Source organism: Bradyrhizobium sp. HKCCYLRH3061 (genome assembly GCF_051168015.1).
Taxonomy (GTDB): Bacteria; Pseudomonadota; Alphaproteobacteria; order Rhizobiales; family Xanthobacteraceae; genus Bradyrhizobium.
Map to the genome: position 1 here is coordinate 1 of NZ_JBNPUE010000028.1, position 25,799 is coordinate 25,799.

A 25,799-nucleotide genomic window follows, 5' to 3' on the forward strand; every position below is an offset into this window, starting at 1 on the left:
AAAAACCCACAACAGTTGAGCCTCGCAATATGCGGAAGCTGAACCGGACAGCCGTGGGCTTGTCCCGGCCATCCATCCTGCTGCAATCCGCGGACGGAGAGACGTGGATGCCCGGGCCTTCGCCGCGCCGAAGCGGCTTCGGCCGCGCAGGCGGGCCAGGCCCGGGCATGACGAAGTGTATACTTCACCATCCCCTACTCCACTGCGTCCCCGAGCAGCTTGCGCATCGCCTGATAGCCTTGCTGCTGCTGGCTCCAGTTGCGGCCGCCGGTGATGGCGCCGTCGATGACGAGATCATGGCCGTTGATGAAGCTGGATTCGTCGCTGGCGAGGAACACCGCGGCATGCGCGATGTCGTCGGGCAGGCCAGCGCGCGGGATCGGCTGCGCCGTGGCATAGGCGTTGCGGATCGTCTCCGGCGTCTTCTCGGCCGCCTCGGTCGACAGTCCGAGCGCCTTGCCGAAGATGCCGGTCGCGATCAGTCCGGGCGAGATCGAGTTGACGCGCACGCCGGATTCGCCAAGCTCCATCGCCACGCATTTCGTCAGATGGATCACCGCCGCCTTCGCCGTGCTGTAGACCACCGAGGTGGAGAAGCCGGCGAGCCGGCCGGCGATCGAGCCGTTGTTGATGATGCTGCCGGCACCCTGCCGCTTCATGTGGGGCGCGGCGTATTTCATGCCCAGCATGACGCTGCGCACCAGCACCGCCATGGCCTGGTCGAAGCGATCGGCGTCGAGGCCTTCGATGCCGCCGGTCTGCGCCGGACCGCCGGCATTGTTGAACACGCAATCGAGCCGGCCGAAGCGCTCGACCGCGCCATCGATCAATGCCCGCATCTGCGCGTCGACCGTGACGTCGGTCTGCCGGAACACACAGCTCGCTCCGAGCCGGCTCGCCAGCGCCTCGCCCTCCGCGCTGCGCCGGCCAGCGACGACGACCTTCGCACCCTCGGCCACGAAGATTTCCGCCGTGCGCAGGCCGATGCCGCTGGTCGCGCCCGTGATCACGGCGACCTTGCCCTCCAACCGTCCCATTCCCTACTCCTTGCGTTGCTGCTACGTGCTCGTTCTTGGCGGCGGAATAATAAGCGCCCGAGTTCCGCCGCGGAACCGTCATCGTGCGCGCCAAACGGCAACACACGCAAGACGGCTTCCATCAACCGGACAAATTACCGCCACGTCGGCCTTAATTTGGTTGCGCAGTTGAGGCTCATGGATGTCCATGACGCGACTCATCGACGACATCAAGCGGATCTGGCGCGGCGAGCAGCAGCCTTCCCTGACATGGAGCTGCATGTTTGCCGCGATGTGCCTGCTCGCAGCCACGGCGATCCGCTACGGCATGGCGCATCTGCGGCCCGACGTGTTCTTCACGCCCTACATGCCGGCCGTCTTCTTCGCCACCGCGATGGGCGGATCGGGCGTCGGCCTGGCGACGGCGATCGCAGGCGCAGCGCTCGGCCTGACGCTCGATTTTGGCGGCGGTCCGGCGGATGGCGCCCGGCTCGCGCTGATGGCGATGTATATGGTCGTGGCGCTGCTGGTGATCTGGGGCGTCGATCACTACCGGCGGCTGGCCGGCAAGCAGCGCGAGATCGCCCGGCGGCTCACCGAGGAGGAGCAGTATCGCAAGCTCCTGGTCGACGAGCTGCATCACCGCCTCAAGAACAAGACCTCGACCATTCACGCCGTGCTGCATCAGGTGCTGTACGACCAGCCGGAGGTGTGGAGCCGCATCGACCAGCGCATCCGCGCGCTCGCGACCGCCGACGATTTGGTCGCGCGCGCCGAAGGACAGGGCTGCGACCTCAAGGACCTGCTGGTGTCGGAGCTCGGGCCTTATGGCCAAGTCCGCTTCGAGCTCCACGGCCCGCCGCTGTTCCTGCCCGCCAAGCTGGCCGTCAGCCTCGCTTTGATCTTCCACGAGTTGGCGACCAATGCCGGCAAATACGGCGCCTTCGCCTCGCCGCGCGGCTTCCTGCAGGTGTCATGGACGATGCAGGAGGACCGGCTCCATCTGACCTGGGACGAGGCCGCGGGTCCGCCGATCGGTCCGGTCGGCATGCCCGGCTTCGGGAGCAAATTGCTCAAGGCCGCGTTGTCGTCGTTCGACGGCAGGACCGAGACCAGCTTTCTCGAATCCGGCCTTCACTGCACCTTGCAGTGTCGCGTGCCACCGAATTGAATTGGCCGCCGGGCGGCCATTCCTGCCTGCGACTTTCGCCGCATGGGTCCGGTCGCGTCGTTCTTCCGATTCAGGAACGGTTAATGACGCCGCGGCACAAAGCTCCGTTCTTTCCAAGACTTGGCGCGCACGTTCCGGGTTTCTACGTAGCGCTTAACTAAAATGAAGCGGGAACTTTGCACAATCGGCGCATGTACAGCAGCGACCGATTCAACTTTTCTCCCGGACCGAACGAGGGGCTGGGCTCGACCGAGGCCGAGTTGCGCTTCCTGCGCACTGTCCTCAGCCAGCTTCCCTCGGGCGTCACGGTCCAGGACGAGCACGGTCGCTTTCTGCTGGTCAACGATACGGCCGCCGTCCAGCTCGGCGCCGCCGCCAACAGCATCGACGGCCTCTCGGCGCCGCATCTCCACAACAGGCGCACGGCCTGCCGCGAGATCCTTGGCCGGGGACGAACGGTGATCGGCGAGGAAAAGGTGGCAGGCGAGCGCGGCGGGCAGACCCTGCTGACAGCGCATCGGCCGGTTCGCATCGGCGACCAGAGCGTCCTCATTTCCAGCTCGGCCGACATCAGCGAGCAGAAGGAGTTCGAGGACCAGCTGTTTCGCGCCGCCTATTATGACGAGTTGACCGGCCTGCCGATGCGCCGCGTGGTCGAGCATCGCGCCGACCTCCTGGTCCGGCGCGGCCGCGTCGACGGACGCTTCGCGCTCGCCTTTCTCGACCTCGATAATTTCAAGTACATCAACGACTATTACGGCCACGCCACCGGCGATGCGCTGCTGGTCGAGCTCGCCAAGCGCATCAGCCGCGACCTGCGCGAGTCGGACCTGCTGTCGCGCATCAGCGGTGACGAGTTCCTGCTGCTGCTGCATCCGATCGAGCGTGCCGAGGAGGTCGCCGAATTCCTGCACGACATGCTGGACCGCTTGAACGCGCCCTTCTTCATCGACGGCGCGGAGGTGTTCGCCTCCGCGTCCGTCGGAGTCAGCCTGTTTCCCGAGCATGGCGCAAGCTACGACGTGCTGCGCCAGAACGCGGATCTGGCGATGTACCGCGTCAAGAACAGCGGCAAGGGCACGCTGGCCTTCTTCTCCAGCGCGATGGAGCACGAGGCACTGGCGCGCATGAAGGTCGAGCAGTCGCTGCGGCTCGCGATCCTGGAAAAGCGCTTCTGCTGCGCGTTCCAGGCCAAGGTCGACATCCGCACCGAGGAGATCAAGGGCATCGAGGCGCTGGTACGGCTGCGCGACAATGAAGGCGTGATCCAGGCGCCAGGCTCTTTCATCAATCTCGCTGTCGAGCTTGGCCTGATCGACGAGCTCGCCCATCTCGTGCTGGACGAGATCGTCAAATCGATCGATCTGATCAACGACGCGTTTGGACCGGACGCGACGATCAGCATCAACGTCGCGGCGAAACAGGCGTCGAATCCGGAGTTCATGCAGCCCTTCGCCCTGGCGATCGCGGCGACCGGCTTTCCCAAGCGGTTCATGATCGAGGTCACCGAGGACGCGTTCGTGACCCGCAGCCATTTCCAGGATGAGATCGTGCCGCTGCTGCGCGGGATCGGCGTCGGCATCTCGATCGACGATTTCGGCATCGGCTATTCGTCGCTGTCGGCGCTCGCCGACATCACGGCGGACGAGATCAAGATCGACCGCTCCTTCATCACCGACATTCATAAGCGGCCGCGCAGCCAGGGCATCCTGCGCGCGATCGAATCCCTGAGCGAGGCGCTGGGCATGACGGTGATCGCGGAGGGCATCGAGTCGTTCGAGGAGCTCGCCTATCTGCAGGCCGCGACCAAGATCCGCTATGCGCAGGGCTACTACTTCTCGCGTCCGATCTTCCTGGAAGAGCTGAAGCCGGCGGCCCCGCTTGCAAGCGAAGCGCGCATCAGTCTCGCCAGTCGCCCTGTGCAGGAAAATCGCCAGGCCTATGCGCGCAGCAGCCGCTATCGGCGTTGACCTCTCGGAGGACGGAGCCCTTCAGCACAAAATATGAGCGTCACCGGCTGCCGCTGAAAGCGCCTTGACCCAGGCTGAGCCTGCACACTATCAGTTGCAGGCAACAGCCGCCGGTAGCTGGGAGGAAGGCTCGTGAAGACGTCACATATTTTCAAAGGTATTGTTTCATCATTGACTGCCGCCCTGCTGGCCACCGCCGCCCAGGCCGACGATCTGAAAATCGCTCTCATCTACGGCAAGACCGGCCCGCTCGAGGCCTACGCCAAGCAGACCGAAGCGGGTCTCCGCCTCGGCTTCGAATATGCCACCAAGGGCACCAACATGATCGACGGTCGCAAGATCGTCATCATCACCAAGGACGACCAGGGCAAGCCCGATTTGTCGAAGGCCGCACTGTCCGAAGCCTATCAGGATGACGGCGCCGACATCGCGATCGGCACGACCTCCTCCGCCGCGGCGCTCGCGGACTTGCCGGTCGCCGAGGAGAACAAGAAGATCCTGATCGTCGAGCCGGCGGTCGCCGACCAGATCACGGGCGAGAAGTGGAACCGCTACATCTTCCGCACCGGCCGCAACTCGTCGCAGGATGCGATCTCCAACGCGGTCGCGATCGGCAAGCCGGGCGTCACGGTCGCCACGCTGGCGCAGGACTATGCCTTCGGACGCGACGGCGTCGCCGCCTTCAAGGAGGCGCTGGCCAAGACCGGCGCGACGCTGGGGGCCGAGGAATATGTGCCGACCAGCACCACCGACTTCACTGCCGTCGGCCAGCGCCTGTTCGATGCGCTGAAGGACAAGCCCGGCAAGAAGATCATCTGGGTGATCTGGGCCGGCGCTGGCGATCCACTGACAAAGCTGCAGGACATGGATCCGAAGCGCTACGGCATCGAGCTGTCGACCGGCGGCAACATCCTGCCGGCGCTTGCCGCCTACAAGCGGCTGCCGGGCATGGAAGGCGCCACCTATTACTATTATGACATTCCCAAGAACCCCGTGAACGACTGGCTGGTGGCCGAGCACCAGAAGCGCTTCAACGCGCCGCCGGACTTCTTCACCGCCGGCGGCTTCTCGGCCGCGATGGCCGTCGTCACCGCCGTCACCAAGGCCAAGTCGACCGACACCGAGAAGCTGATCGCGGCGATGGAGGGCATGGAGTTCGATACGCCGAAGGGCAAGATGATCTTCCGGAAAGAAGATCACCAGGCGCTGCAAAGCATGTATCACTTCCGCGTCAAGGTCGATCCGAACCTCGCCTGGGCCGTCAACGAGCCGGTGCGAGAGATCAAGATCGACGAGATGGCGGTGCCAATCCGCAACAAGCGCTGAGATGATGAATTGCGTGCCCGGCCCTCGCGCCGGGCACGTTCTTACTGGCACTGACAAGCTGGCGACATGGCCCTTACCCTCGAAACCCGCGACCTCACCATCCGTTTCGGCGGTCATGTCGCGGTCAACAGCGTCAGCTGCAGCTTCAGGCCGGGCGAGCTGACCGCCATCGTCGGCCCCAACGGGGCCGGCAAGACCACCTATTTCAACCTGATCTCCGGCCAGCTGACGGCCTCCTCGGGCTCCATCCTGTTCGACGGCCGCGACATCACCAGTCTCTCGGCACCCCTGCGCACCCGCGCCGGCTTGGGACGCGCGTTCCAGCTCACCAACCTCTTTCCCAATCTCAGCGTCGAGGAGAACGTGCGGCTCGCTGTGCAGGCACAGAGCGGTGTGCACTATGACCTGCTCCGCCCTTGGATGGCGCGACGCGACCTGATTGCGCGAGCGGACGCGATCCTCGACCAGGTCGCGCTCGGCGGCCGCCGCAGCGTCACCGCAACGACGCTGTCGCATGGCGACCAGCGCAAGCTCGAAGTCGCGCTGATGATGGCGCTGGAGCCGAAGGTTTTCATGTTCGACGAGCCGACGGCGGGCATGAGCATCGACGAGGTGCCGGTCGTGCTCGACCTGATCGGCAGGCTCAAGCAGGACAAGAGCAAGATCATCCTGCTCGTCGAGCACAAGATGGACGTCGTGCGCTCGCTCGCCGACCGCATCATCGTGCTGCATAACGGCCAGCTGGTGGCCGACGGAAAGCCCGCGGAGGTGATCGCCTCGCCGATCGTGCAGGAAGCCTATCTGGGCGTCGCCCCGCGGAGCGCGGCATGAGCGCGCTACTGACGCTGTCTGCCGTCGAGACCTATATCGGGCGTTATCACATCCTGCAGGGCGTCGATTTCGAGGTGCCGGAAGGCAAGACGACTATGCTGCTCGGGCGCAACGGCGCCGGCAAGACCACGACGCTGCGCACCGTCATGGGACTGTGGCACGCCAGGATGGGCACGATCTCGCTTGCGGGCGAGCCGATCGAAAAACTGGCGACGCCCGACATCGCGCAGCGCGGCGTCGGCTACGTGCCTGAGAGCATGGCGGTGTTCTCCGACCTCACGGTCAAGGAGAACCTGGTGCTCGCGGCGCGCAACGGCCCGCTCGACGATGCCCAGCTCGCCTGGATCTTCGGCTTCTTCCCTGCCCTGAAGAAGTTCTGGCTGTCTCGTGCAGGCAGCCTGTCCGGCGGCCAGAAGCAAATGCTGTCGATTGCGCGCGCGATCGTCGAGCCGCGCAAGCTGCTGCTGATCGACGAGCCGACCAAGGGCCTGGCGCCGGCGATCGTGGTGTCGCTGATCGAATGCCTCAAGGAGATCAAGCGCCGTGGCGCCACGATCCTGCTGGTCGAGCAGAATTTCCACGCCGCGCGCGAGCTCGGCGACCAGGTACTGGTGATGGACAACGGCACCATCGTCCATCGCGGCGAGATGGCCGCGCTCGCGGCCGACGTGCCGCTGCAGGAGCGCCTGCTCGGCCTCAGCCTGGAGGCGCATCAATGAGCGAGATCGCTGCGACCGAGGCACTGCCGAAACCGAAGCGCGACATTGCGCCCCTGCTGCTGCCGGTGGTGCTGGCGCTGCTGATGATCCCGCTGGTGGGATCGACGAGCTCCTGGGTGACCCTGACGGTCGCCAGCCTGGCGATGGGCATGATGATCTTCATCATGGCGTCCGGCCTGACGCTCGTCTTCGGGCTGATGGACGTGCTCAATTTCGGCCATGGCGCCTTCATCGCCGTCGGCGCCTATGTCGCGACGCTGGTGCTGCTGCCGCTGGCGAGCTGGGCCCAGTCCGACTCACTGCTGACCAACCTCGCCGTCCTCGTCCCCGCAGCGCTGCTGTCGATGGGCGTCACCGGCGCGCTCGGCCTCGTCGTCGAGCGCGTGCTGGTGCTGCCGGTCTACGGCCAGCACCTCAAGCAGATCCTGATGACCACCGGCGGGCTCATCGTCGCCGAGCAGACGCTGTATGCGCTGTTCGGTCCGCAGATCATTCCGCTGCCGCTACCCAACGCATTCCGTGGCTCCTTCATCATCGGCGACGTCGCGATCGCGAAATACCGGCTGCTGGCCATGCTGGTCGGCCTGGCGATCTTCGTCGCCATCGAGCTGGTGCTGAACCGCACCAAGCTCGGTCTCCTGATCCGCGCCGGCGTCGAGAACCGCGAGATGGTCGAGGCGCTCGGCTATCGCATCCGTCGCCTGTTCCTCGGCGTCTTCATGACGGGATCGGCGCTGGCCGGACTCGGCGGCGTGATGTGGGGGCTGTATCGCGAGCAGGTGCACGCCTCGCTCGGCGACGAGCTCACCGTGCTGGTGTTCATCGTCGTGATCATCGGCGGGCTCGGCTCGATCACCGGCTGCTTCATCGGCGCGATCCTGGTTGCGATGGTCGCCAACTATGGCGGCTTCCTGGTGCCCAAGCTCGCCCTCGTCTCCAACATCCTGCTGATGGTCGCTGTGCTGATGTGGCGGCCGCGCGGTCTCTATGCGGTGACCAGCCGATGATGATCCTGTCCGGCGATCCGCCCCGCAGCCGTGCGCTGTCGATTTTGCTCGTCGTCATCATTCTGGCGCTCCTGGCGACGCCCTTCATCTTCCCCGGCGCCAAGGCGCTCAACGTCGCCGCCAAGATCTGCATCTTCGCGGCGCTGGTCGCGTCCTACGATCTCCTGCTCGGCTATACAGGCTCGGTCTCGTTCGCGCATACGATGTTCTACGGCATCGGCTCCTACGCGATCGCCATCGCGCTCTACGGCCTCGGCCCAAACTGGACCTCGGTGGCGGTCGCCGTCGCCGCCGGGCTGCCGCTCGCTTTGCTGCTCGCGCTCGCGATCGGGCTGTTCTCGCTGCGCGTCGAGGCGATCTTCTTTGCGATGATCACGCTCGCCATCGCTTCCGCGTTCCTGGTGCTGGCGTCGCAATTGTCGTGGCTGACGGGCGGAGAGGACGGCCGCAGCTTCCAGCTGCCCGAGCTGTTGCGCCCGAGCACCGTGTTCATCGGCAAGGACTGGTTCGGCTTTCCGATCAACGGCCGCATTCTGACCTATTACCTGGTGCTGTCGGCCTGCGCGCTGATGATCCTGGCGCTGCTGCGCGTCGTCAACTCGCCATTCGGCCGCGTGCTGCAGGCGATCCGCGAGAACCGTTTCCGCGCCGAGGCGCTCGGCTATCGCACCGTCTTCCATCTCACCTACGCCAACTGCATCGCCGCGATGATCGCCGCCTGCGCCGGCATGTTGAACGCGCTGTGGCTGCGCTATGCCGGGCCCGACACGTCGCTGGCGTTCTCGATCATGCTCGACATCCTGCTGATGGTCGTGATCGGCGGCATGGGCACCATCTACGGCGCCATCATCGGAGCTGCGATCTTCATCCTGGCGCAGAATTACCTGCAGGCCCTGATGGGGATCGCTTCGACCGCGGCTGCTGACGCCGGATTGCCGCTGCTGCCCGGCCTGCTGCACCCCGACCGCTGGCTGCTGTGGCTCGGCCTCTTGTTCATCGCCAGCGTCTATTTCTTTCCGACCGGCGTCGTCGGCCGCCTCCGCAACAGGCCGGGTGCGGCGCGCTGAGCTGCAAGTACCCTTAAAATTCTGCGCAACGGCGCCGCCGCAGCCTCTGCCGCACGGTATTCGCATGCAGAAATTATCGTTTGCCGCGAAGTTTCGGCGCGCGCCTTAAGCGACGGCTAACCGCATTTCCTAACCGGTCCGGCACCAGTGCCTTGTTATCAAGCTGGCTTGCAACAAGTCATTTCCTCCCGGGTCGATCAAAGCATGCAAGGCGCAGCAGATACGTCAGGGACCGGTAGCGAGCCGGAACGGATTGGCACGTCCCTCTGGCGCGGTCCGGTGCCATGGCTGATTGCGTGCGGAGCGCTTCTCATCGCAGCCATCGTCATCGGGACGATCGTCATGGCCAGCGGCTTTCGGGCGCGTGCGATCGCCAACAACGAGCGCGAACTCGAGAACACCGTGCTGCTGTTGAGCCGGCATTTCGCGCAGCAGTTCGAAGATGCGGAGACCGCGGTATCGCACGCGATCGGCCGCATGCAGCTCGCGTCGATCGCTTCGCCGGAGGCATTCCGGGCCGAGATGGCAAAGCCCGAGATCAGCGAGATGCTGCGCTCTCAGGTCAATGGCCTGTCCTATATGGGAGACCTCACGATCGTCGACGTCGACGGCAATTTCGTGAACTGGTCGTCCAACGACCCGCTGCCGGCCATCAACGTCGCGGACCGCTCCTACTTCAAGGACCTGCAATCGACATCGCGGCCGGACAGCTTCGTGATCCTGCCGGTCATGAGCCGCGTCACCGGCGGCTGGGCGACCATCGTCGCGCATCGCCTGAACGGCGCGAACGGGGAATTCCTCGGCTTGCTGACCCGCCGGGTGGATCCGCACACTTACGAGACGTTCCTGGAATCGATGGCCCTCGGGAAGGGCTCGTCGATCATGCTGGTCCATTCCGACGGCGCCGTGCTGGCGCACTACCCGCACGCCGAATCCCTGATGGGCGCCAGGATCGGGAACGACGAGTTGCTGAAGGGCGTCGCCGAGAGTGGCCTGCGCACGACCCTGCTCACGAGCTCCGTCGACAACCTGGAGACGATCGCGTCGGCTTCCAGGATCGGGCGCTTCCCGCTCGTCATCTCGGCCAACAGGCCGGTCGACGCCGCGCTCGCGGACTGGCGATCGCAGATGGTGCTGCTCGTGGGTGCGGCGGTGCTTGCGATCGCGGTCATCGCCCTGACGTTCAGCCTGATGATCCGGCAGATCGTGCGGCAGGGGCGTGCGGCAACGCGTCAGCTGGAGACGGAGAAGCAAAGGGTCGAGACTGCGCTGGACAACATGACGCAGGGGCTGATCTCGTTCGACGCGAACGCATGCGTCGTGATGTTCAATCAGCGCTTCATCGACCTGCTCGGCCTTTCCACGGACGTGATCAGGCCCGGCGCCCATCTCAGCGAGGTCATCGCGCACTGCAAGGCGCGCGGATCCTTCAACGGCGACGTGACCGACCTCTGCGCCGACATCATCGACCGAGCCGCGGCAGGCGGCACGTCGCAGATGATCGCGGAGGGCGGAGCCGGCCGCTTCTTCAACATCATCGACAAGCCGCTGGCGTCGGGCGGATGGGTCACGACGATCGAGGACATCAGCGAACATCGCCGGCTCGAGCAGGAGCGCGACCGCAACTACGCATTCCTGCGCGAGATCATCGACCACATCCCATCGCACATCATGGTCAAGGATGTCCGCGACCGGCGCTATGTCCTGGTCAACCAGTCGACCGAGCAGCGCTTCGGCGTGCCGCGCGAGGAGATCGTCGGCAAGACGGCGTTCGACCTGCTGCCGCGACCGGTCGCGGAAAAGGTGACCGCGGACGACGACCGGGCTCTGGAGCAGTCGGACGGGCTGTTTCTCGCCGAACATCCCTGGCAGAGTCCCGGGCTGGGATTGCGTTACATCACGTCGCGGCGCATCGCCATCGCGGATGATGCGCAGCGGCCGCGCTATCTGATCAACGTGATCGAGGACACCACGGAGCGGCGGCTGGCCGACGAGAAGATCGCCCATCTCGCACATTTCGACGCGCTGACCGAGCTGCCGAACCGCGTGCTGTTCCAGGAGCGCATCGACGAGGAGCTGGAACGCGCGCGCCACGGCACCTTCTTCGCGCTGCTCTACATCGATGTCGACGAGTTCAAGGGCATCAACGATTCGCTCGGCCATCATGTCGGCGACGAGCTGTTGAAGACGATCGCGCGCCGCATCGAGGGCTGTCTCGCGCCGGAGGACATGGTGGCCCGGCTCGGCGGCGACGAATTCGCGGTGCTGCTGACCACCGTTGCGGACCGGGACGAGGTCATCGTGGCCGTGAAGGAGATCCTCGAGGCCATCCGCAAACCCTATAGATGCCTGGGCCACCAATTGTCGACCGATGCCAGCATCGGCATCGCGCTGGCGCCGCAGGACGGCGTCGAGCGCGACCAGCTGACCAAGAATGCCGATCTCGCCATGTATGCCGCCAAGGCCGGCGGCCGCCGCACTTTCCGGTTCTTCGAGCCGTCGATGGACGAAAACGCGCGCGCGCGGCTGCAGTTGCAGCAGGATCTGCGCCGGGCGATTACGGAAGGCCAGTTCGAGCTGCACTACCAGCCGCTGCTCGGCTTCAGCGAGAACATCATGACCGGCTGCGAGGCGCTGCTGCGCTGGCGTCATCCGGAGCGCGGCATGGTGCCGCCGCTCGACTTCATTCCGCTCGCCGAGGACACCGGGCTCATCAACGAGATCGGCGACTGGGTGTTGCGCACCGCCTGCGCCGAGGCCGCGCATTGGCCCGCCGGCATCCGCATCGCCGTGAACGTCTCGCCCGTGCAGCTCAAATCGCCGACCCTGGCGCTGCGGATCGCAGGTGCGCTGTCGGCGGCCGGTCTTGCGCCCGAACGGCTCGAGGTCGAGATCACCGAGGCGGTGCTGATCAGCGACGACGACGTCGCGCTCGGCATCCTGCACCAGCTGCACGACATGGGCGTGCGCATCGCGCTCGACGATTTCGGCACCGGCTATTCGTCGCTAAGTTACCTGAAGCGGTTTCCGTTCGACAAGATCAAGATCGACCGCTGCTTCGTCAGCGACATCGGCGCCGGCAGCTCGTCGGCGATCGTCCAGGCGGTGGTGAGCATCGCCGCCGCCAGCAACATGACGACCACGGCCGAAGGCGTCGAGACCGGCGCGCAGCAGACGGCGCTGCGGCAGCTTGGCTGCACCGAGATGCAGGGCTATCTGTTCAGCGCGCCGAAGCCGGCCGCCGAGCTGCGCAAGCTGTTCGCTCCAATGGCGGCAGGGAGCCTGCAGGCCGCCGGCTGAGCCGGCTTTCCGGCGTCCTCAACGCCTGGCCGCCCCGGCCGCGGCTGCGGCGGGAGGCCACGCAGATTTCGACGACCGCCCGCTACCGGCCTTGGCGTCGCGTTCCTATATCCGGAGCGGCAACAACGGAGTTGGCAGGTCGTCATGCAGCCGGTTTCCATGCTTCTGAACATCCTCTGGATCCTGTGCGGCGGCGCCTACATGGCGTTCGGCTGGCTGGTCGCCGCGGTCGTGATGGCGATCACGATCGTCGGCCTGCCCTGGTCCCGCGCCGCCTTCAACATCGCCGCCTATACGCTGCTGCCGTTCGGCTCGCGCGCGGTTCGCCGTGACGAGGTGACGGGCATGGAGGACGTCGGAACCGGCGTTCTCGGCCTGCTCGGCAACATCATCTGGTTCGTGCTGGCCGGCTGGTGGCTGGCGCTCGGCCACCTCCTGACCGCAATCGTGCTCGCGGTGAGCATCATCGGCCTGCCCTTCGCCTGGGCCCATCTGAAGCTCGCCGGGCTGGCATTGTGGCCGATCGGCAAGACCATCGTGCCGGCGTAAGGCGGGGCGGCAGGAGCGGCTGGGCCGCGCGACCCAGCGGAATTGACCCGCGTGCCTCGCGGCGCGAGCGGCCGTCCGCCCGGTCCGGGAGCATCCAAGGCCGTTGCCGTCGCCCAGGCAATCGGCTAAACGATTGGCCGTACGCACCCGTAGCTCAGCTGGATAGAGCGTTGCCCTCCGAAGGCAAAGGTCACACGTTCGAATCGTGTCGGGTGCGCCAGCCCTATTCCGGTCTCGCCCGCGTCTGGTCTCAGCCGCGCACCACGCCGGCCCGCGCCTTCAGAAACTCGCGCGCGACGATCAGCTTCTGCACTTCGGTCGCGCCTTCGTAGATGCGCAGCGCGCGGATCTCGCGGTAGAGGCTCTCCACGATCTCGCCTTTGCGCACGCCGCGGCCGCCGAACATCTGCAGGGCGCGGTCGATGACGCGTTGCGCGGTCTCGGTCGCGGTGAGCTTGGCCATCGCGGCCTCGCGGGTGGTCGGCAGCTTCTGGACGTCGCGGCGCCAGGCCGCGCGGTAGGTCAGCAGCGCCGCGGCGTCGGTATCGGTCGCCATCTCGCCGAACGCGGCCTGCGTCATCTGCAGGTCGGCCAGCGCGCCGCCGAACATCTGCCGGCTCGAGGCGTGCGCCTGCGCCTCGTCGAGCGCGCGGCGGCCGAAGCCGAGGGCGGCAGCCGCCACCGAGGCGCGGAAGATGTCGAGCGTCTGCATCGCCAGCTTGAAGCCGCCGCCAGGCGCGCCGAGCCGGCGGCTGGCCGGGATGCGGCAATTCTGCAGGCGGAGCGTCGCCAGCGGGTGCGGTGCGATCACCTCGATGCGCTCGGCGACGGAGAAACCGGGATCATCGGGAAACACGACGAAGGCGGAGATGCCGCGCGCGCCGGGCGCCTCGCCGGTACGGGCGAACAGCGTGTAGACGTCGGCGATGCCGCCGTTGGAGATCCAGGTCTTCTCGCCATCGAGCACGTAGGTATCGCCGTCCAGCCGCGCCGCGCAGGCCATCGCGGCGACGTCGGAGCCCGCCTCCTTCTCGGACAACGCGAAAGCGGCGAGCCATTCGCCGGCGCGCACCTTCGGCAAGACACTGGCGCGCAGCTCCGGCGAGCCGCCGAGCGCGATGGCGCCGGAGCCGAGGCCCTGCATGGCGAAGGCGAAATCGGCCAGACCGTCGGCATAAGCGAGTGTCTCGCGCGACAGGCAGATCGCGCGCGAGTCGATCGCGCCGGCATCCGCATCGGGCGCCACGACGGCGCTGTCGAGCAAGCCTGCGGCACCAAGCGCACGCACGATCTTGCGGCAGGCGGTGTCGACGTCGCCGTGATCGACCTCGTCGAGAACGCCCGAGCCGACGAAGCGGTCGAGCTGGTCACACAGGGCGCGGTGACGCGGCTCGAAGAACGGCCAGTCGAGCCAGTCGCGGGGGATCACCTTCGCCGATGCACTCATGACAAAACCTGTCCGCCAATTATTTTAAGTATAAAATAATTCGCGGACGATCGATCTGTCAAGCTTGCGGCGGCCGCACGCGCCGCCGCATTCGCTCACTCCGCCGCCTTGCCGAGCCTGCCGAAAGCGCGCGTCGGCGCCGGGAAGCCGCAGGAGGTGCCGTCGGTGATCTTGACCTGATCCTCCCAGGGCAAGCGATAGGTGCCGGCGACCATGTCATGCATGAAGGTGTAGGGACAATCCATCGCGCCGCCCTTCACCGCGACATAGCCGCGGTGCCAGAGCTGATAGATGTTGTTCTCGACGCCCCAGTTGATGCGCGCCTCGCGCACGAGATCGGGGCGCACCTCGGCGGTGATGATCTCGTCGGCGCGCCCCGTCGTGCCGTGCGCGATGATGCTGCCGTCGAAATTGACGATCATGCCCTCGCCCATCGAATCGAACGAACCGTCGGAGCCGCACATGCAGACATTGGCCGTCACCATCAGGTTCTGGAACGCGTTGGCCTGGTTGGTGAAGCGCCAGCTGTCGCGGATCGGCGCGGTGTAGCCGGCGGTGCGGATCATGATCTCGGCGCCCTTGTAGGCGCATTCCCGCGCCATCTCCGGGAACATGCCGTCATGGCAGATGATGAGTGCGATCTTGGCGCCGCGCGGTCCCTCGATCACGGGGATGCCGAGATCGCCGGGCTCCCACGGCTCGACCGGAATCCATGGATGCAGCTTGCGGTAATACAGCTTGATGTCGCCGTGGTCGTCAATGATCAGACCCGAATTGTAGGGATTGCCGTCGGGGTTGTGTTCCATGATCGAGAAGCAGCCCCAGATCTTGTTGTCGATGCAGGCCTGCTTGAACGCGGCGACCTCCGGCCCGTCGACCCGGCACATGATCTCGGGATTGGTGTCCATCGACAGCCCATGCAGCGAATATTCCGGGAACACCACGAGGTCCATGGTGCCGAGATTCCGCCGGGCCTTGCCGACCATCCAGACGATCTTCTCGGTCTGCCGCGCGAGGTCGTCCTTGGTCACGACGACCGGGAGCTGCAGCTGCACCAGGCCGATGACCACGCCGTTATCGGATTTATTGAGACCGCCTAACCCGTTCATGCCGGACCTCCCTGGTGTCGCCGCTGCTCGAGACGTTGCCCAAGACAACCACGATTTCACGAGAGCCGCGCGCCGATATTTCAGCCCGCCATTTGCCGCTTGCGGAGGCAGCGGCCGCCGGCGTTTCGAGAGTCAGACGACGGATGATCGTTGCAGACGCGCTTGGAACCGCGTCAGCGCGCGGCCGAAAACGGCCGCCTCACCGGTTGCCCGCGCCAGCACCAGTGCACCCTGGATGCCGAGCACCACCTCCTCGGCGCCGTCGGCGGCCTGTGCCGCCGGCCAGCCGTCGCGGATCAGCGCATCGCGCAAGGCCTCGATCCAGCGCGTGAAGTAGCTGGCGATGGCGGCGGCGAAGCGATCCCGCGTCTCGTCGAGCGCGAACGCCCCGACCAGGCAGACGCGGCGGCCGGAACGGAAGTAGTCGTCGACGCCGCGCCACATCCGCGCGATCGACTGCTCCGGCGGATCATCGCGCAGCGGCGCATAGATCTCGCGCTCGAACCAGGCGTCGACATGCGCCAGCACCGCGCGCGCCATCTCGTCCTTTCCGCCTGGAAAGAAGTGATAGAGGCTGCCTTTGCCCAGTCCCGTCGTCTCGGTGATCCGGCTGAGCGAGGTGCCCTCGAAGCCGAATTCGCGGAACACCTCGGCAATCAGCGGGACGACGTCGGCGCGCTCGTTGAGCGTCCGCATGGCTCTCCCTGCTTCAAAGTCCCAATTCGGTCAGGCCGGGATGATCGTCCGGCCGGCGCCCGAGAGGCCAGTGGAATTTGCGATCGGCCGCCTTGATCGGCAGGTCATTGATGCAGGCGTAGCGACGCTGCATCAGCCCCTGCGCGTCGAACTCCCAGTTCTCGTTGCCGTAGGAGCGAAACCAGTTGCCGCTGTCGTCGTGCCACTCATAGGCGAAGCGCACCGCGATCCGGTCGTCGCTGTGGGCCCAGATCTCCTTGATCAGGCGGTAGTCGAGCTCCTTGGCCCATTTGCGGGTGAGGAAGGCGACGATCTCGGCGCGGCCGGTGATGAACTCTGCGCGATTCCGCCACCGGCTGTCGGGCGTGTAGACCAGCGACACCCGCTCGGGGTCGCGGCTGTTCCAGCCATCCTCGGCCATGCGCACCTTCTGGGTGGCGGTCTGCAGCGTAAACGGCGGGGCGAGAGTGCTCACGGGACATCTCCTTGTATACCATTCGGAATACTATGTACCGATCGGTACAAGCCGTCAAGCCGCGCATGTTAAAGAGAGCTCCCGGCACAAGCTCAGCCGTAAGCAATCGGATCGACGCGGAGCCCACCATGCTTGCGGTGCCCGTTTACCGAATGTGTGTGTCGCGACAGTGAGAACCCTTGTGTGCTCAACGGAAATTCGATGATCTGCTAAGGGAACCGGCCGAGCCGCGGGGGCGACACGGTCCGTCGGCTACATGTTTTGGGGAAATCGGACATGTCGATGCTCACGCCGCATGGCGAGTGCCTGCTGTGGACACCTGAGCTGATATGGGTGAATACGGTGTCCGACATCCTCACCTCGTTCGCCTTCTTCACCATTGCGTTCGTGCTTGCCTTCATCGTCTATCGCCGCCGCGACTTTCAGTTCAGCTACATCTTCTGGGCCTTCGCGTTGTGGGTGTCCTTCTGTGGGATGACGCGGCTGATCGAGGTGCTCACGATCTGGGTTCCAGCCTACAGCCTGGAGGCGGCCACCAAGGGCTTCCTGGCCTTCATGTCGGTCGGCATCGCCGCGGCGCTGCTGTTGATGCTGCCGCGGGTCCTGACCATGCCGTCCCGCGCCGAACTCCGGAACGCCTATGCACAGCTCGAGGAGGAGACGCGGCAGCGCCGCACCGCGGAAGCCATGGTCAAGCGCTTCCAGGAGATCGAGGCCACCGAGGCGCAGGTGCGGCAGGCGCAGAAGATGGAGGCGATCGGCCAGCTCACCGGTGGCGTCGCGCACGACTTCAACAACATCCTCACCGTGATCACGGGCACCATCGAGATCCTGGCCGAGGCGGTGAAGGACAGTCCGCAGCTGGTGCAGATCACCAGCCTGATCAACTCGGCCGCAGCGCGCGGTGCCGACCTGACCAAACACCTGCTGGCCTTCGCCCGCCGCCAGCCGCTGCAGCCGCGCAGCGTCGACATCAACGGCATGGTCGTCGACACCGCGCGCCTGCTGCGCCGGACGCTCGGCGAGCAGATCGAGATCGAATCCATGCTGGCGCACGATTCGGCGCCGGCCATGATCGACCCGAGCCAGCTGTCGACCGCGATCCTGAACCTCGCGCTCAACGCGCGCGATGCCATGCCGAACGGCGGCAAGCTGACCCTGGAAACCAAGAACGTCCTGCTCGACGCCGCCTATGCGCGCATGAACCCTGAGGTGATCCCCGGCAACTACGTGATGATCGCGGTCAGCGACACCGGCGAAGGCATTCCCGCCAATCTGCTCGACAAGGTTTTCGAGCCGTTCTTCACCACCAAGGACGTCGGCAAGGGCGTCGGCCTCGGCCTCAGCATGGTCTACGGCTTCGTCAAGCAATCCAACGGGCACATCAAGATCTACAGCGAGCCGGGGCACGGCACCTCGGTCAAGCTGTACCTGCCGCAGGCCAATGCCGACGCCGACGCGGCACTGTCGACCATCAGCGCCGAGGGCATGGAGCGCGGCGACGAGACGATCCTGATCGTGGAAGACGATTCGCTGGTGCGCGAATATGTCATCGCCCAGATCAAGCGGCTCGGCTACACGACGCTCGCCGCCAGCAAGGCCGACGAGGCGCTGGCGCTGATCGACCGTCACCCCCGCATCGACCTGCTGTTCACCGACATCATCATGCCCGGCGGCATGAATGGTCGCCAGCTCGCGATCGAGGCGCTGAAGCGGCGCCCGAACCTCAAGGTGCTCTACACGTCGGGCTATACGGAGAACGCCATCGTCCATCACGGCCGCCTCGATGCCGGCGTGCTGCTGCTCACCAAGCCCTATCAGAGCGCCGACCTTGCCCGCATGATCCGCACCGCGTTGAACGCGTGATCGGCCCCCATTCCCGAGACGAATGATCTGCCTTGAACGCCAGCGCGTTTCCAGGCCGAGGCGCGCGCGGCGGCCTGCGGAATTGAGGGACTTGAATGGGCAAGACGTTCGGACGCTGGCTGGCCGCCGTGCAGGCCTATGCATCGGCCGATGATGCGCGCTCCGACATTGCCGCCAAAGTGGCGCTCGTCATCGTCTCCAACCAGCCGTTCTACCCGCTGTATCTCCACGCCATCGCAGGCCGCGCAGCCTGGCCGGCCTGGCTGACGCTGCTCACGACGCCGTTGTTCGCGGCCGTGCCCGTGCTCGCGAAGCGCCAGCCGTTTGCCGGCCGCGCCCTGATGGTGCTCGCCGGAACTGCCAACACCGTGTTCTGCGTCAAGCTGTTCGGCGCCCAGAGCGGCGTCGAGCTGTTTCTCATTCCCTGCGTGTTGCTGGCCGCGCTGCTGTTCGCACCCACGGAGCGCCTGCGGTCCTTGCCGCTGCTCGCGTTGCCGTTCGTTTGCTATCTGCTGATCGATTCCCGGCTCGGCGAGCCGGTGATGAGCGTCGTGGATCTCAACTACGCCTCGCTGATCGCAATCAACGCGATGAGCGTGGGCGCGCTGTCCGCCCTGATCGGCCTGCTCGCTGCAGCGCGCATGGCACCGGAGTGAGATGCAGCATAAGGCGCCATCCGGATGAGCGCAGCGAAAAAACGGTGCCGTGATCTGGCGCTATGCCGCAGCCATCTGCCGGTGCGACGACCTGTAGGAGGCCCCATGATGGCTGATATTGAAGTTCAAGTTCGCCGGCGGTTGTGACGGTGCATGGCGGGCGAGGAAGTAATCCTCGAGTTCGGCGACCGCGCGGCTTTCCCATTCGGCAGCCTGCGCCAGCAGTGAGTCGCGCTGATGCGGACGGAACGCCGCGGTCTGGCGGTACAAGGAGGCGATGGTACGATAGCGCCGCACGTTCTCGAGAACCGCTTCCCCATTCATCATCATGATGCTCTCCCCTCTCCGTCCCCCAGGACGTGCCGAAGGTGCACGCATGCACTTTGCGAAATCGTTAGCGGGCGCGATGGAGCGTGCGGATGGTTGGCGAATCGTTGACTAACGCGGTGCGTCGAATTGTCCGGATCGTCGATCGACGACGGTATCGATCGACCGCCTCCCCGCCGCACGCTCGAATTTACAACGACTTAAGGTTAAGGACGCACTCGCATAAAGTGACGTCGTCACAGATACTCACACTCACGAGTGTTGTAGTTGAACTACAGCCTAATAGGCCGAATTGTGAGAAATCCTTGTCTCAATGTTGCTGATATTCATTGAGGATTGTGACCGATGAAAACCCTTGCCTCCGCCGTCTCTTTGCTCCTCGCCAGCTCGCTCGGCGCATTCGCCGCGGATCTGCCGGCCCGCTACACCAAGGCGCCTCCCCCGGCCGTGATCTACAATTGGACCGGCTTCTACTTCGGCGGCAGCGTCGGCTATGGCTGGGGCCGGTCGAACTTGAACACGACGCTGGACCAGACCAGCAGCTGGGCGGTCGAGGGCGCCGCCTTCCAGAATCAGTTCGTCAACATCAGCAACAACCGGCTCAATCCGGCTGGCGTGCTCGGCGGTCTGCAGGCCGGCTACAACTGGCAGAGCGGCGCCGGCGTCTTCGGCATCGAGGCCGACATCAACGGATCTGACCTCAACAAGCGGACGGTCTACACGGCGGCCAACCCGCCCACGACCCGCACCTTCAACGAGAGCATCCGGAACGACTGGTTCATGACCCTGCGCGGCCGCGCCGGTTACGCGGTCGATACGACGCTGTTCTACGTCACTGGCGGTCTCGCCGTCGGCAATGTCAAGGGCAGCTGGGATCTGACCTCGGCGAATGGCTACACAAAGACCGCCTCTGCCAACGAGACGCGGGTCGGCTGGACGGTCGGCGCCGGCGTCGAGCATGCGTTCGCGCCGAACTGGACGGTCAAGGCGGAATATCTCTACACCGACCTCGGCAGCATCAACTACACCTCGGCCTACGTCCCGGGCAGCACATTCGCCCCGCCCGGCTCGAACTACGTCGAGCGCCTGTCGCAGGACTTCTCATTCCACACGGTCCGGGTCGGCGTGAACTACAAGTTTGGTGGCCCGGCGGCCGCGCGCTACTGATCGCCGTCATCCATACCGACACCATTCAAGGGAAAGCCTCGGCCGCAGTGCCGAGGCTTTTTTGTTGGGGTCGAGGGCGGGCTCAGGCCGCCGCGATCGCCGCCCGGAAGCGGCGCAAGGTCAACGCCAGGACCACCGCGCCGATGGCCGCCACCGCGACGAATTGCGGCCACACCACATCGAGGCCGGCACCGCGGTAGAGGATCGACTGGGCGAACGACACGAAATGGGTCGATGGCGACGCCTTCATGATGGTGGCAAGCCACACCGGCTGGCTTTCCACCGGCGTCATCCCGCCCGACAACAGGTTCATCGGCACGGCGACGAGGATATAGAGCAGGCCAAGCTGCGGCATCGATCGCGCGATGGTGCCGAGAAACAACCCGACGGCGGTCGCGAAGAACAGATAGAGCACGGTGCCCACCATGAACAGCGGGATCGAGCCCATGATCGGCACGCGCAGATACCAGCGCACGACGGCGTAGAGCGCGATGGCGACGGCGACGGCGATCACCAGCGCATTGGCCCAGATCTTCGACATCGCGATCTCCAATGGCGACAGCGGCATGACCAGAAGATGGTCCATGGTGCCATGCTCGCGCTCGCGCACCAGCGCCGCGCCGGCCAGGATGATCGCGAGCATGGTGACGCTGTTGATGATGCCCATCACGCCTTCGAACCAGGCGGTGGTGACGTTGGGATTGAACGCGATCCGCGTCACAAGGTTGACCGGCGAGGACGAGGACGTCTCCGAGCGGGCCACGAACCAGGCAACCTCGGTGTTGATGATCTGCAGCGCATAGCCGGAGCCGATCCCCGCCTGGATCATCGCGGTCGCGTCGACGTTCACTTGCACCGAGGGCTTGCGGCCCGCCAGGACGTCGCGCTGGAAATTCGGCGGGATGTCGAGCACGAAGGTGAAGCGGCCGTTGTTCATCAGCCGCTCCACCTCGCTCTGCGCGATATAGACCGGCGGCTGGAAGTACGGCAGCTGGAATACGCTGGCGATCCGACGCGACAGCTCGGAGCTGTCCTCGTCGACGACGGCGATCGAGGCGCGATGCAGCTCCTGCGAGCTGCTCTGCGCCTGGCTGATCACCGCCACCGTAAACGAATAGATCACGAGCCCGATCAGCACGGCGTCGCCGAACAGGCTGCGCAGCTCCTTGGTTCCGAGCCAAAACACGTTGGAGAGCGAGCGCATCATCGCTCAGGCCTCTTGCTTCGGCAGCATCGCCAGGCTGAACCCTGTCAGGACGGGAATGAAGATCAAGAGGATCAGGATATCGGCGCCGACATCGGCGAAGCCAAGTCCCTTGGTGAAGGTGCCGACCGCGATCGGGCGGTAGTAGGTCATCGGGAACACCATGCCGATCAGCTTGGCCACGCCGGACAGCGACGACACCGGGACCAGCATGCCCGAGAACTGCGTCGCCGGAAGCACCGTGAGGATCGCGGTGCCGAACAGCGCCGCGATCTGGGTCCGGCAGAAGGTCGAGATCAACATGCCGAAGCCGGTCGTGGTGATGACATAGACCAAGGTACCGACCATCAGCGGCAGAAACGCGCCCTTGAGCGGGACGCGGAACAAGACCATCGCCATCACATACATCAGCACGAAGTTCACCAGCGCGACGGCGATGTACGGCAGCTGCTTGCCGAGCAGGAATTCAAGCCGCGTCACCGGCGTGACATAGAGATTGGTGATCGACCCCAGTTCCTTCTCGCGGACCACTGCGAGTGCCATCAGGATCGCCGGAAACAGCGCGAGCAGCAGCGCGATCGTGCTCGGAGCCATGGCGTAGATGCTGTCGAACGCCTGGTTGTACTTGAACCTGATCTCGACATTGACCGGCGAGGCCGGCAATGGCTGCGTCGTCTTGACGGCGGGATCGGAGAGATAGAGCTGATGCGTGCCTTCGAGATAGCCCCGGATGGTCTCGGCGCGGAACGGCATCGCGCCGTCGATCCAGGCCGACACGAACGCCGGCCGGCCGCGCTTGATGTCGACGCCGAAGTTCGGCGGGATCTCGATCGAGGCCTTGATGTCGCCGCTCTTCATCCGCCGCTCGAGCTCGGCATAATCTGCAAGCGGCGGCCGCTCGACGAAGTAGCGGGAACCTCTGAGCTCCGCGAGATAGGCGCGGCTCTCGGGCGACTGGTCGCGGTCGAGCGCGGCGAAGGTCAGGTTGTTGACGTCCGTGGAGATGCCGAAGCCGATCACGATCATCAGGAACGCCGTTCCGAACAGCGCGAACATCAGACGGATCGGGTCACGGATCAGCTCGAGACCTTCGCGGATCGTATAGGCCAACAGCCGCCGCAGGCTGACGGCGCCCCGCCGTCGCTCCTCGCGCGGCCGGTCGGCGGGCTTTGGATCGGGCCTCGCCTGGGTCAGCGTGACCGGCGGATCGGCGACACCAGCGTCCTGCTCGAGGAAGGCGATGAAGGCCTGTTCCAGCGTCTGCGCGCCCTTGGCGCGGATCAGGCCGTCCGGCGTGTCGGTCGCCAGCACCCGCCCCTCATGCATCAGCGACAGCCGGTCGCAGCGCGCCGCCTCGTTCATGAAATGCGTCGAGACGAAGATCGTCATCTCGTCCTGGCGGGACAGCTCGATCAGCAGGCGCCAGAACTGATTGCGCGCCACCGGATCGACGCCCGACGTCGGCTCGTCAAGGATCAGAAGATCCGGCCTGTGGACGATCGCCACCGCGAGCGACAAGCGCTGGCGGATGCCGAGCGGAAGATCGGCCGCGAGGCCGTCGATGTGATCGGTCAGGTCGCAGCGCTCGACCAGCTCGGCAATGCGCTTCTCGGCGGCGTCGCGCGGCAGCTGGAACAGCCGCGCATGCAGCACCAGGTTCTGCCGCACCGTGAGCTCGCCATACAGCGAGAACGCCTGCGACATGTAGCCGACCCGGCTGCGTGATTCATGATTGCCGGCCTCCATGGAGCGGCCGAAGATCAGCGCCTCGCCTTCGGTCGGCGGCAGCAGCCCCGTCAGCATCTTCATCGTCGTGGTCTTGCCGCAGCCGTTGGAGCCGACGAAGCCGAAGATCTCACCCTTGCGGATCTGGAAGTTGACGCCGTCGACCGCGGTGAAATCGCCGAAGCGGCACGTCAGGTCGCGCGCGACGATCACGGTCTCGTGGCTGCCGTCGAGCTCGGACTTGGCCGGCATCTCGGCGCGGTCGCGCGCCGAGCGGTCGGGCAGCAGCGCGACGAACGCATCCTCGATCGAGGCGGCCTGCGTCTGCGCCTTGAGCTCGGCCGGCGTACCGGTCGCGAGGATGCGCCCGTCGTTCATCGCGATCAGCCAGTCGAAACGCTCGGCCTCCTCCATATAGGCGGTGGCGACGATCACGCTCATGCCCGCCGCGCTGCGCGCGCGCAGGCGGTCGATCAGGTCCCAGAACTGCCGCCGCGACAGCGGATCGACGCCGGTGGTCGGCTCGTCGAGGATGAGAAGATCGGGATCATGGATCAGCGAGCAGCAAAGGCCGAGCTTCTGCTTCATGCCGCCGGACAGCTTTTTCGCCGGCCGGTCGGCGAAATCGGACAGCGCCGTCGCCTCCATCAGTTCGGCGATGCGCCAGTCGCGCTCGGACCGCGACTGGCCGAACAGCCGGGCGAAGAACGCGATGTTCTCGCGCACGCTGAGATCGGGATAGAGATTCTTGCCGAGACCCTGCGGCATGTAGGCGATCCGCGGACACACTTGCGTGCGGGCGCGCCGGTCGGCCATGTCGGCCCCAAGCACGCGCGCCTGTCCGGCCTGGATCGCACGCGCGCCGGCCAGGATCGACAGCAGCGACGACTTGCCGACGCCGTCCGGGCCGATGAGGCCGACCACGCGGCCTGCGGGAATGTCGATCGAGACGTTGTCGAGCGCGACCACGTCGCGATAGCGCTGCGAGACGTCCCTGACCATCGCGACCGGAGACGCATCGCCGATCATGTCGGCCATCATGGCGCTGCTTGCAGGCGCGCCGGCCATGCAACGTCGGAATTCCACCTGACATACGCCACGCCCGGCAATCCGCTCCTCACGGCATCGGCATGCGCGGCCAGCCTGTCCGGATCGACGCGCACGCGGATGCGAAACATCAGCTTGTCGCGCTCGCTGCGGGTCTCGACGGTCTTCGGCGTGAACTGCGCCTGGCTCGCCACGAACGACACTTTCGCCGGGATCGGACGATCCGGATAGGCATCGAGCACGATCCGCGCGTCGGTGCCGATCTTGACCTTGCCGACCTCCTCGGTCGGCAGGAACACGTCCATGTAGACATAACCGATGTCGAGCATGGTGAAGATCTTGCCGCCCGCGGCGAGGACTTCGCCGACATTGGCGAGACGATATTGAATGCGGCCGGGCTTTGGCGCGATCAGTGAGTTGTCGGCGATCTGAACGGTGTAGAGCGCGACGTCGTGACGGACCGCTTCGAGCCCGCGTTCGGCTTCGAAAATCCGCGCCTGCGCGCCGGCAAGGCCGGCGGTCGCAGTGTCGAGCGCCTGCTGGCGCTGATCGGCCAGCTCCCGTGTGGTCCAGCCGCTCTGCAGCAGGCTGCGGGTGCGCTCCATCTCCTGCTCGGCGAGCGTCTTCTGCGCCTGCAGTTGCGCGAGATTGGCACGGGCCTGATCGACCACGTGCTGCGCCTGCTCGGCCTGGGCCTGCGCCTTCGACAGCGACTGCTGCAGCTCCTTCGTGTCCATCCGCGCCACGATCTGCCCGGCCTCGACGCGATCGCCGATATCGGCGCGCAGTTCGGCGACACGGCCGGCATATTTGGTCGCGATGTCGATCGCGTCAGCCTCGATGCGGCCATTGCTGACGCTGATGCCGAGGGGCAGCGGCGGATGCAGCCGCTGCCACCAGACGTAGCCGCCACCACCAGCCGCCCCGACGGCAAGGAGGAGCACGAGAAGCGGCCACACTGCCCACCTGCGCCGCGGCTGATGGGACACAGGAACCGGCATCGCCGGCGTGGGAACGACGGCTGCGGTTTCAGCACGGACGCGCTGAACGGGCCGTTCGTCGCCGGCGAGTTGCGTGTCCTGTGGATCCATTCCGAAAAACCTTCTCCGCTGAAGCATGGCGCT

The 25,799-nt window shown here is 65.6% G+C and carries 21 protein-coding genes and 1 tRNA gene; 13 read left to right on the forward strand and 9 right to left on the reverse strand.

The window, feature by feature from the left end; translation table 11 throughout:
* Positions 1–194: 194 nt before the first annotated feature.
* A complete protein-coding gene (locus tag ACQR2C_RS30810) occupies positions 195–1,037 on the reverse strand; it encodes an SDR family NAD(P)-dependent oxidoreductase (RefSeq protein WP_316179145.1) in 843 nt (280 codons plus the stop codon).
* A gap of 181 nt (positions 1,038–1,218) precedes the next feature.
* Here ACQR2C_RS30810 and ACQR2C_RS30815 point away from each other — a divergent pair, with 181 nt between their 5' ends.
* The 10 genes from ACQR2C_RS30815 (at position 1,219) to ACQR2C_RS30860 (ending at position 13,176) form a co-directional block, all read left to right on the forward strand.
* Positions 1,219–2,187, forward strand: a complete 969-nt coding sequence (locus ACQR2C_RS30815) for a sensor histidine kinase (RefSeq protein ID WP_316179143.1) — start codon at positions 1,219–1,221, stop codon at positions 2,185–2,187.
* Between the two features lie 191 nt (positions 2,188–2,378).
* Entirely contained in the window at positions 2,379–4,157 is a 1,779-nt protein-coding gene (locus ACQR2C_RS30820; protein WP_315803850.1) for a putative bifunctional diguanylate cyclase/phosphodiesterase, read from the forward strand.
* 132 nt (positions 4,158–4,289) lie between these two features.
* Positions 4,290–5,483, forward strand: a complete 1,194-nt coding sequence (locus tag ACQR2C_RS30825) for a substrate-binding domain-containing protein (protein WP_434882811.1) — start codon at positions 4,290–4,292, stop codon at positions 5,481–5,483.
* A 66-nt stretch (positions 5,484–5,549) separates the two neighbouring features.
* The gene (locus ACQR2C_RS30830; protein ID WP_316179140.1) at positions 5,550–6,314 is read left to right on the forward strand and encodes an ABC transporter ATP-binding protein; all 765 of its coding nucleotides are present in this window, start codon (positions 5,550–5,552) and stop codon (positions 6,312–6,314) included.
* Entirely contained in the window at positions 6,311–7,033 is a 723-nt protein-coding gene (locus tag ACQR2C_RS30835) for an ABC transporter ATP-binding protein (protein WP_434882812.1), read from the forward strand. Before ACQR2C_RS30830 ends, ACQR2C_RS30835 begins: the two co-directional genes overlap by 4 nt.
* Positions 7,030–8,040 (forward strand): branched-chain amino acid ABC transporter permease, encoded by a 1,011-nt coding sequence (locus tag ACQR2C_RS30840; protein WP_434882813.1) that lies wholly within the window; start codon positions 7,030–7,032, stop codon positions 8,038–8,040. The genes ACQR2C_RS30835 and ACQR2C_RS30840 overlap by 4 nt, the downstream gene beginning before the upstream one ends.
* On the forward strand, positions 8,037–9,107 hold the full coding sequence (locus ACQR2C_RS30845) for a branched-chain amino acid ABC transporter permease (RefSeq protein WP_434874618.1): 1,071 nt from the start codon (positions 8,037–8,039) through the stop codon (positions 9,105–9,107). The genes ACQR2C_RS30840 and ACQR2C_RS30845 overlap by 4 nt, the downstream gene beginning before the upstream one ends.
* Before the next feature lie 204 nt (positions 9,108–9,311).
* Positions 9,312–12,407, forward strand: a complete 3,096-nt coding sequence (locus ACQR2C_RS30850; protein ID WP_434882814.1) for a bifunctional diguanylate cyclase/phosphodiesterase — start codon at positions 9,312–9,314, stop codon at positions 12,405–12,407.
* 144 nt (positions 12,408–12,551) lie between these two features.
* The gene (locus ACQR2C_RS30855) at positions 12,552–12,956 is read left to right on the forward strand and encodes a YccF domain-containing protein (protein WP_315803856.1); all 405 of its coding nucleotides are present in this window, start codon (positions 12,552–12,554) and stop codon (positions 12,954–12,956) included.
* A gap of 143 nt (positions 12,957–13,099) precedes the next feature.
* Positions 13,100–13,176: transfer RNA gene (locus tag ACQR2C_RS30860), tRNA-Arg, on the forward strand.
* Positions 13,177–13,206: 30 nt separating this feature from the next.
* On the opposite strand, the gene ACQR2C_RS30865 is transcribed toward ACQR2C_RS30860, so the two are convergent.
* The 4 genes from ACQR2C_RS30865 to ACQR2C_RS30880 all read right to left on the reverse strand — a co-directional run bounded on the left by ACQR2C_RS30865 (position 13,207) and on the right by ACQR2C_RS30880 (position 16,683).
* On the reverse strand, positions 13,207–14,403 hold the full coding sequence (locus ACQR2C_RS30865; RefSeq protein ID WP_434882815.1) for an acyl-CoA dehydrogenase family protein: 1,197 nt from the start codon (positions 14,401–14,403) through the stop codon (positions 13,207–13,209).
* 95 nt (positions 14,404–14,498) lie between these two features.
* Positions 14,499–15,512, reverse strand: coding sequence for a formamidase (locus ACQR2C_RS30870; protein ID WP_434882816.1), 1,014 nt, complete (start codon positions 15,510–15,512; stop codon positions 14,499–14,501).
* A gap of 132 nt (positions 15,513–15,644) precedes the next feature.
* A complete protein-coding gene (locus tag ACQR2C_RS30875; protein ID WP_316237996.1) occupies positions 15,645–16,208 on the reverse strand; it encodes a TetR/AcrR family transcriptional regulator in 564 nt (187 codons plus the stop codon).
* Positions 16,209–16,221: 13 nt separating this feature from the next.
* Positions 16,222–16,683: a nuclear transport factor 2 family protein gene (locus tag ACQR2C_RS30880; protein WP_315803861.1), complete on the reverse strand. Its 462-nt coding sequence runs from the start codon at positions 16,681–16,683 to the stop codon at positions 16,222–16,224.
* Between the two features lie 276 nt (positions 16,684–16,959).
* Between ACQR2C_RS30880 and ACQR2C_RS30885 the strand changes: the two genes are divergently transcribed.
* A complete protein-coding gene (locus ACQR2C_RS30885) occupies positions 16,960–18,549 on the forward strand; it encodes an ATP-binding protein (RefSeq protein WP_315803862.1) in 1,590 nt (529 codons plus the stop codon).
* Positions 18,550–18,644: 95 nt separating this feature from the next.
* Positions 18,645–19,205 carry a hypothetical protein gene (locus tag ACQR2C_RS30890; protein WP_316237993.1) on the forward strand — a complete coding sequence of 187 codons (561 nt, stop codon included), beginning with the start codon at positions 18,645–18,647 and terminating at the stop codon, positions 19,203–19,205.
* A 60-nt stretch (positions 19,206–19,265) separates the two neighbouring features.
* Here ACQR2C_RS30890 and ACQR2C_RS30895 read toward each other — a convergent pair whose 3' ends face one another.
* Positions 19,266–19,535 carry a hypothetical protein gene (locus ACQR2C_RS30895; RefSeq protein ID WP_316215327.1) on the reverse strand — a complete coding sequence of 90 codons (270 nt, stop codon included), beginning with the start codon at positions 19,533–19,535 and terminating at the stop codon, positions 19,266–19,268.
* Positions 19,536–19,877: 342 nt separating this feature from the next.
* Between ACQR2C_RS30895 and ACQR2C_RS30900 the strand changes: the two genes are divergently transcribed.
* Positions 19,878–20,699, forward strand: a complete 822-nt coding sequence (locus ACQR2C_RS30900; protein WP_315803865.1) for an outer membrane protein — start codon at positions 19,878–19,880, stop codon at positions 20,697–20,699.
* Positions 20,700–20,781: 82 nt separating this feature from the next.
* Here ACQR2C_RS30900 and ACQR2C_RS30905 read toward each other — a convergent pair whose 3' ends face one another.
* From ACQR2C_RS30905 to ACQR2C_RS30915, 3 genes are read right to left on the reverse strand one after another with little or no spacing between them, the layout of a single operon-like run.
* Positions 20,782–21,906, reverse strand: coding sequence for an ABC transporter permease (locus ACQR2C_RS30905; RefSeq protein ID WP_434882817.1), 1,125 nt, complete (start codon positions 21,904–21,906; stop codon positions 20,782–20,784).
* A 3-nt stretch (positions 21,907–21,909) separates the two neighbouring features.
* Positions 21,910–24,657, reverse strand: coding sequence for a ribosome-associated ATPase/putative transporter RbbA (gene rbbA, locus ACQR2C_RS30910; protein ID WP_434882835.1), 2,748 nt, complete (start codon positions 24,655–24,657; stop codon positions 21,910–21,912).
* Positions 24,658–24,665: 8 nt separating this feature from the next.
* A complete protein-coding gene (locus ACQR2C_RS30915; protein ID WP_434882818.1) occupies positions 24,666–25,766 on the reverse strand; it encodes an HlyD family secretion protein in 1,101 nt (366 codons plus the stop codon).
* Between the last annotated feature and the right edge of the window lie 33 nt (positions 25,767–25,799).